The sequence below is a fragment of the Breoghania sp. genome (assembly GCF_030066895.1).
Taxonomy (GTDB): domain Bacteria; phylum Pseudomonadota; class Alphaproteobacteria; order Rhizobiales; family Stappiaceae; genus Breoghania.
Window position 1 is genome coordinate 34,392 of record NZ_JASJAV010000035.1, and the last position, 7,575, is coordinate 41,966.

General features: G+C 61.3%; 9 protein-coding genes. 8 read left to right on the top strand and 1 reads right to left on the bottom strand.

Annotation, left to right across the window (positions count from 1 at the left end):
* The first annotated feature begins 100 nt into the window (after positions 1-100).
* The 8 genes from QNJ43_RS25805 (at position 101) to QNJ43_RS25840 (ending at position 6,216) form a co-directional block, all read left to right on the top strand.
* The gene (locus tag QNJ43_RS25805) at positions 101-1,960 is read left to right on the top strand and encodes a DNA polymerase III subunit gamma/tau (RefSeq protein ID WP_300474714.1); all 1,860 of its coding nucleotides are present in this window, start codon (positions 101-103) and stop codon (positions 1,958-1,960) included.
* Between the two features lie 48 nt (positions 1,961-2,008).
* Positions 2,009-2,329 (top strand): YbaB/EbfC family nucleoid-associated protein, encoded by a 321-nt coding sequence (locus QNJ43_RS25810; protein ID WP_300474717.1) that lies wholly within the window; start codon positions 2,009-2,011, stop codon positions 2,327-2,329.
* Positions 2,330-2,378: 49 nt separating this feature from the next.
* Positions 2,379-2,987 carry a recombination mediator RecR gene (gene recR, locus QNJ43_RS25815; RefSeq protein ID WP_300474719.1) on the top strand — a complete coding sequence of 203 codons (609 nt, stop codon included), beginning with the start codon at positions 2,379-2,381 and terminating at the stop codon, positions 2,985-2,987.
* Positions 2,988-3,200: 213 nt separating this feature from the next.
* Positions 3,201-3,938 carry an FIST N-terminal domain-containing protein gene (locus QNJ43_RS25820; protein WP_300474722.1) on the top strand — a complete coding sequence of 246 codons (738 nt, stop codon included), beginning with the start codon at positions 3,201-3,203 and terminating at the stop codon, positions 3,936-3,938.
* Between the two features lie 76 nt (positions 3,939-4,014).
* Positions 4,015-4,383: an FIST C-terminal domain-containing protein gene (locus QNJ43_RS25825; RefSeq protein ID WP_300474725.1), complete on the top strand. Its 369-nt coding sequence runs from the start codon at positions 4,015-4,017 to the stop codon at positions 4,381-4,383.
* Positions 4,384-4,386: 3 nt separating this feature from the next.
* Positions 4,387-5,049 carry a methyl-accepting chemotaxis protein gene (locus QNJ43_RS25830; RefSeq protein ID WP_300474728.1) on the top strand — a complete coding sequence of 221 codons (663 nt, stop codon included), beginning with the start codon at positions 4,387-4,389 and terminating at the stop codon, positions 5,047-5,049.
* Between the two features lie 31 nt (positions 5,050-5,080).
* Positions 5,081-5,227: a hypothetical protein gene (locus tag QNJ43_RS25835; RefSeq protein WP_300474731.1), complete on the top strand. Its 147-nt coding sequence runs from the start codon at positions 5,081-5,083 to the stop codon at positions 5,225-5,227.
* Between the two features lie 188 nt (positions 5,228-5,415).
* On the top strand, positions 5,416-6,216 hold the full coding sequence (locus QNJ43_RS25840; RefSeq protein WP_300474733.1) for a response regulator: 801 nt from the start codon (positions 5,416-5,418) through the stop codon (positions 6,214-6,216).
* 9 nt (positions 6,217-6,225) lie between these two features.
* On the opposite strand, the gene QNJ43_RS25845 is transcribed toward QNJ43_RS25840, so the two are convergent.
* The coding region (locus QNJ43_RS25845; protein WP_300474736.1) for an ABC transporter ATP-binding protein at positions 6,226-7,575 on the bottom strand (1,350 nt) is incomplete at its 5' end.

The following is a 7,575-nucleotide window of genomic DNA, read 5'->3' on the forward strand; positions in this document are numbered from 1 at the left end:
CGGCCAGGTGGACGGCACTCTCACCAGCGATAACGAGAAACCCGGCGCTTCGGGTCCTTCTGACGCTTCGGGCGAAACCCGGGAGAGCGGCGCTTATCGCGTGCTCGCGCGCAAGTACCGCCCCAACAATTTCGACGATCTGATCGGCCAGAAGCCGATGGTCCGCACGCTGTCGAACGCCTTCGAGACGGGGCGTATCGCGCAAGGCTGGATTCTGACCGGCGTGCGCGGGGTGGGCAAGACCACGACGGCCCGCATTATGGCGCGCGCGCTCAATTACGAGATCCCCGGAGAGATCGACAAGCCGACCATCCATCTCGACCGCGAAGGCACCCGCTGCCGCGCGATCATGGAAGGCCGCCATGTCGACGTGATCGAGATGGATGCCGCCTCGCACACCGGCATCAACGATATCCGGGAGATAACGGATGCGGCGCGCTACCGCCCGGTTTCGGCGCGCTACAAGGTCTACATCATCGATGAGGTACACATGCTGTCGAACGCAGCCTTCAACGGGCTGCTGAAGACGCTCGAAGAGCCGCCGGAGCATGTGAAGTTCATTTTCGCGACCACCGAAATCCGCAAGGTACCGGTGACGGTGCTGTCGCGCTGCCAGCGCTTCGATCTGCGCCGGGTGGAGGCGGGCACGCTGGTCGCCCACATGAAGCGGATCGCGGACGCGGAAAAGATCGAGATCGAGGACGAGGCGCTGGCGCTGGTGGCGCGCGCGGCCGAGGGCTCGGTGCGTGATGCGCTCTCGCTGCTCGATCAGGCCATGGCGCACGGCAACGGCAAGATCACGGCGGAAGATCTGTGCTCCATGCTGGGGCTCGCCGATCACGCCCGTGTCATCGACCTGTTCGAACACACGATGAAGGGCGATGCGGCCGGAGCGCTTTCGGAACTGCGCGCGCAGTATGATATTGGCGCGGATCCGGGCGTGGTGATGACCGATCTCGCCGATTTCGTGCATCTGGTCACCCGGCTGAAGATCGTGCCCGATGCGGGCGACGATGTTTCCGTCACCGAGATGGAGCGCCAGCGCGGCCAGACATTCGCCAACGAGCTTTCCATGCGGGTGCTGAACCGCGCCTGGCAGATGCTGCTGAAGGCCATACCGGAGGTGCAGAACGCGCCCAAGCCGCTGGCAGCCGCCGACATGGCGCTGGTGCGGCTGTGCTATGCCGCCGATCTGCCGACGCCCGACGAGGCGCTGCGGCGGCTGGCGGAAGACGATGGAAACCATCAGGGTGGCCCGGCCACCGGCGGTGGCGGATCCACAGGCCCTTCCGGCGGCGGCAATATGGGCGCGCAGGCCGGCGGATCGGTTTCCGCGCAGGGCGGACAGTCCATGCCGGGGTCCGCGCCGATGCCCAATTCCGGGCCCCGGCTGCACGCGGTGGCAGGCGGTCGAGCGGCAGTGGAGGCGGAGCCTCAGGAACACGGGCTGGCGAAAGCGCCCGAACGCGCTCCGGAAGCGCGACCGGCCGCGCACGGAGAGGCAGAGGCCGAAGACGGCCCGCGAAGCCTTGAGGACGTCGCCACCCTTTGCGTTCAGCACCGCGACCTGACGCTGAAATTTGCCGTGGAACGGCAGATGCGGCTGGTACGGTTCGAACGCGGCCGTATCGAGGTGGTGATCGATCAGGGCGCACCGTCCGATCTCGCCGGTCAGCTCGGCCACAAGCTTGGCGAGTGGACGGGCGAGCGCTGGATCGTGGTCGTGGTGCGCGGCGAAGCGGACTCGACCATCTACGAGCGCCGCCAGGCCACTCAGGCCAAGATCGTTTCCGATGCCATGGCCGATCCGGCCGTGCATGTAGTGCTGGATACCTTTCCCGGCGCCAAGATCGTCGACGTCCGGGTGGCGGAGGACGCGGCGGTCGACGAAGCCGCGCCGCATCCCGACGAGACCCTTGAAGACCCCGATGCGGACGACGACACGAATAACGACGCTTGATCCCGCCGGAGGAACAGGCCGGTCAATGATACGAAAAGGTTTGGGACCATGGATTTCCTAAAGATGATGAAGCAGGCCAAGCAGCTCCAGGAGCAGATGGGCAACCTGCAGGAAGAGATCGGCACGATCGAGGTCACGGGCACGGCGGGTGCCGGGCTCGTCACGGCGGTGATGAGCGGCAAGGGCGAGATGAAGAGCCTGAAGATCAATCCCTCGCTCGCCAAGGAAGACGAGGTGGAGATCCTGGAAGACCTGATCCTCGCCGCCCACAACGACGCCAAGGCCAAGGCGGAAGCCGCCATGCAGGAAAAGACCCAGGACCTGATGTCCAGCATGGGCCTGCCCGCCGGAATGAAGCTGCCGTTCTGAGGCGCTTGGGGGAAGTAGGGCGAACGATGGCGATGGGTGCGCGCGCACAATGAGCAGTCGCAAGGTTGCCGGTCCGGAAATCGAGACCCTGATCCAGTTGCTTGCCAAGTTGCCGGGGCTCGGCCCCCGCTCGGCCAAGCGCGCCACGCTTCACCTTATCCAGAAGAAGGACCAGCTCTTCGCCCCGCTGACAAAGGCGATGGAGGTAGCGCTGGACGAGGTCAAGGTCTGTTCGATCTGCGGCAATATCGATACGTCCGACCCTTGCACCACCTGCTCCGATCCGCGCCGAGACGACAGCACCATCGTCGTGGTGGAGGATGTGTCCGACCTGTGGGCGCTGGAGCGAGTCTCGGCGGTCAATGCCCGCTATCACGTGCTCGGCGGCACACTGTCGCCGCTCGATGAAGTGACGCCGGAAGATCTCAATATTGCCAGGCTTGTGGAGCGGGTGCGCCAGGGCGCGGTCACAGAGGTGATCCTGGCGGTCAACGCCACGGTCGAAGGCCAGACCACCGCCCATTACGTGACCGATCAGCTCGCGGGCCTCGACGTCAAGATTTCTCGGCTGGCCCACGGCGTGCCGGTGGGCGGTGAACTCGACTATCTCGATGAGGGCACGCTTGCCCAGGCCCTGAAGGCGCGCACGCCGTTTTGAGGCCTGCCGCCGCCAACTGCAGCAACCTCCCCAGTCCGCTCCCGATCTATTTTCTCATCTTATATGCAGCGTAATACATATTACGTATAAATCGTATTACTTCTTAAAAAATAATTTACATCTAAAAAACTATTAGTCGGATATTAGAATTATCCGGCAATCATCGCGCTCGTAATTTCTCTATACTTGGCGATATGCGAGGCGAAAAGCGGAATGATCAAGCGTAAGGAAAAGAAATCTGAAGTGCCGATGCCCGAAATGGCGGAGTTCGAGCCCCCGGCACCGCAGAGCGACGCTGCTCCCCACGTCAAAACCCTGCTTTCCGATGATCGCCTATCGGGCGTAAGTGCGGACAATTTCAGATTTGACGGCGCCAAAGCCGCCCTCGTCGTTGCCTATATTTCTCCCCACATCGGCTTTGCCGAAACCGTTCGCCAGATCCAGAAGCTCGCCGGATCCGCCCGCGTCGTCGCCACGACAACGGCCGGGGAACTCTGTTCAAGCGGCTCGGAGAGCGTCTATTGCGGCACGGCGAAAACCTGGCGCAGTGTCGTTCTTCAGATCTTCTCTCGGCGCCTGATCGACAAGGCAGAGGTCTTCGCCGTCCCGCTTCACTGTCAGGATATCCGCTCCGGCGGAACGTCGATGGATCGCGAGATGCGGATCGACAAGATCCGCCGGGCCCTGGACAACGTGAAACCGTCCTTTTCGCTCGATCCCCACAACAGCTTTGCCCTGACCTCCATCGACGGTCTTTCCAATTCCGAGAACTATTTCATGGAAGCCGTCTATCGCGTGGCGCGTTCTCCGTGCGTGTTCGTGGTCGGATCGGCGGGCGGCACAAGCTCGATTTCCAGCAGACGCAGCTGCATGACGGCAAGCAGGCGCTGGAAAACCATGTGGTTCTGGTCTTCGTCCGCCTGGCGGAAGGCTGCCGCTATGGCATCATGAAGAGCCAGAACTTCAAGAAGACCGGCCCGACCTTCGTCGTCGTCGAGCCGATGTAGACCATCGCACTGTCAGTTCCGTGCTCGATGCGCAGACCGGTAAGGTCATTTCGCTGGTCGAGGCCCTTGCCGCAACCTTTGCGACGACGTCGGACAATGTGGCGAACGTGCTCGGCGGGCGCGCCTTCGGGATCGATCTGCAGGGAGAGATCTTCGTCCGCTCGGTCGCCGCGATCGATGCGGAAAACGGCAAGGTAAGCTTCTATTGCGATGTCGGCCCCGGCGATGAACTGGTCATGCTGGAGCCGATCGACTTCCTCGACCAGACGCGCCGCGACATTGCCGCCTATCTCAAGGGCAAGCCGAAGCCGGTCGCGGTACTGATGAACGACTGCATCCTGCGGCACCTATCGAATGCGAATGCTCTCGGCCAGGCCAAGGATCTCTAGCCGGTGCAGGCTGCCGGGTTCTCCACCTTCGGCGAGCTGTTCGGCATCAACATCAACCAGACACTTGTTGCGCTCATCTCCTTTGCCGATGTGGAGAACGATTATCGCAATGAATTTATTGATAATTTCGCGAACTACTATGCCCGGTTCGTAGAATATTTCACGCGCCGGAAACTCAATCAGCTCCAGATGCTCAATACGCTGCGCAGCGCGATCATCACCGATATCGTCGACCATCTGTCCGTCGCCTCCAAAGTCGAGGGCGTGCTCGGCGAAGTGTCGGAAATCGGCACCGTCATCGACGGCATCCGCAGCGCCATGGGCAAGGGGGCCAATGCCGGCAAGGACGGCGGCAACACCAATACCGAACAGCTCGCCGGCCAGTTCCAGAGCCTGAGCGGGTCGCTGCAGGCGCTTCGTCAGGTGTTGTCGATCATCGACAACATCACCAGTCAGACAAACCTGCTGGCGCTCAATGCCACGATCGAGGCGGCCCGTGCCGGCGAGGCAGGGAAGGGCTTCAGCGTCGTTGCGGGCGAAGTGAAGAAGCTCGCCAACGACGCGAAATCCTCGCTCAGCCACACCCAGGCGGCCGTGGGCGAGATCGAAACATCGCTCGAGCAGCTCGCCTATCATCGAGGCGACCAAGGCGCAGATCGCCCATGAGGGCGACCGCTACAAGGATGTCGTCGTCCAGGTGGAGGGGATCTTCGCCCAGACCGGCAATATCGAACGCTCACTCAATGATCTGACCCAGATCCTCGCCACCCATCGTGCCGGTGTGGATGACGTCATGGTCCAGATCGACCTGTTGAAACGCCTCGATGCGAACGCAGCCGCATAGGTAAACATATATAATTATACTTAATATGCATTCCCGAACAATTTAATCTGCGGCCTTCATGAATTCTCTTTTCAATAATATCCGGTGTTTACACAATATGAATTTTTGCTCGGGTAACTGAGTCATCTGACAGGCCGCAGGTATTAGTTCAAGTGCGTCCAAAAACGCTTCACGAGAGTGCGCGAAATATGAGTGTGGATCAAAAGCTGACAATTCTCATCGCGGACGACTCCACGGTCCTGCGGATGAAATTGCGCGAATACCTCGGCCAAATCGCACCGAATGTAGAGATCGTGGAAGCCGACACCAGAGATTCCGCATTGAAGGCGATCGTCGACCTGCATATCGACGTCGTCTTTCTCGACATCAACATGCCGGAGCTCTCCAATCTGCATGCGCTTCATCTTCTCAAGAAGAAGGGCGACAGCATTTTTGTGGTGCTGATGTCGGGGGCCGCCGACGAGACGCTGATCAAGGCGGGCAACAAGCTGGGCTCCTACGACTTTCTCAAGAAGCCCTTCTCTCCCGAGCGCGTCCGTCAGATCCTGCGCGCCTATCAGCATCTGTCGGACCGCAAGAAGGTGCTGATCGTCGACGATTCCGCCACCGTTCGCAAAATCATCTACCGTGTGCTGGCCAATTGCCGGTTCGACATGCTGATCAGCGAGGTCGACAGCGGCAAGGAGGCGCTGGAGCTGCTGCGCGGCACACACCCCGACATCATCTTCTTCGACTACAATATGCCGGGCCTCGACGGCATTCAGGCAGCCCAGCGCCTCAGAGCGGAAAACCCGGGGATCAAACTGGTGATGATTTCCTCGCAGGACCTTTCCGGCCACCGGGAAGCCTGCCGCAAGGCCGGGATCTTCGCGCTTTTGAAAAAGCCCTTCTTCGCCAACGAGGTCGATTTCGTCCTCCACCACCTCTACGGCCTGAACATACCGCAGTCGCTGGAAAAAACGCCGAACGTCACACTGTTGAAGGAATAGGCGCGCGGCCTATTCGCTGACGATGCCTTCCGGCGCGGTCTCAATGCGGAAGGCGGCGACCATCAGGGCGCGGGTGTAATCCGTCCGCGGATGATCGAAGATCTCTTCCGCCGTGCCCGCCTCCACCACCTTGCCCTTGCGCATGACGATGACATCGTTGGCCAGCGCACGCACCACCTTCAGATCGTGGCTGATGAAGAGATAGGCCAGATCGTGCTTCTTCTGCAGCTCGCGCAGGAGATCTACGACCTGCGCCTGCATGCTCATGTCGAGGGCGGAGGTCGGCTCGTCGAGCATGACGAATTTCGGTTCCAGCACCATGGCGCGAGCAACCGAGATGCGCTGGCGCTGACCGCCGGAAAACTCGTGCGGATAGCGATGGCGCACGGCCGGATCGATGCCCACTTCCTCCAGCGCCTTGCAGACCCGCTGGTCCCGCTCGGCTGCGGAAATGCCGGGGAAGTGCACCAGCAACCCTTCACCGACGATATCAGCGACCGAAATGCGCGGGCTCAGCGAGCCAAAGGGATCCTGAAAGACGATCTGCATGTCGCGGCGAAGCGGCCGCATCTCCTTCCAGGATCGCTCCTGGATATCCTTGCCGAGAAACGCGATGCGGCCCTCGGACGAGATCATGCGCAGGAGCGCCAGGCCGAGCGTCGTCTTGCCGGACCCGGATTCCCCCACCACACCGAGCGTCTGACCTTCGCGCACCGCGATGTCGATGCCGTCCACCGCCTTGATGTGGCCGACGGTCCGGCGCAGGAAGCCACGCTTGATGGGGAACCAGACTTTCAGATCATCGGCGGCGGCGACGATGGGCTTGTCGAGATCGCGCGCGGGCGGGGTGCCCTCGGGTTCGGCCGCCAGCAGATGCTTCGTGTAGGTGTGTTCGGGCGCGGTGAATATGCGCTCCGTCTTCCCATGCTCGACGATTTCGCCTTGCGTCATGACACAGACGCGATCGGCGATCTTGCGAACGATGCCGAGGTCATGGGTGATGAAAAGCATCGCCATGCCCTGGCTGTTCTGAAGCTCTTTCAGGAGCTTCAGGATCTGCGCCTGGACGGTCACGTCGAGCGCGGTGGTCGGCTCGTCGGCGATCAGCAGATCGGATTCGTTGGCGAGCGCCATGGCGATCATCACGCGCTGGCGTTGACCGCCGGAAAGCTGGTGCGGATAGCTTTTCAGGCGGCTTTCCGGATCGCGGATGCCGACCTGATCGAGCAACTCGATCGTGCGCTTGCGGGCGCGGGCATCGCCCATGCCGCGATGCAGTTTCAGAACCTCCATGATCTGGCGTTCCACCTGATGCAGAGGATTGAGCGAGGTCATCGGCTCCTGAAAGATCATCGCGAT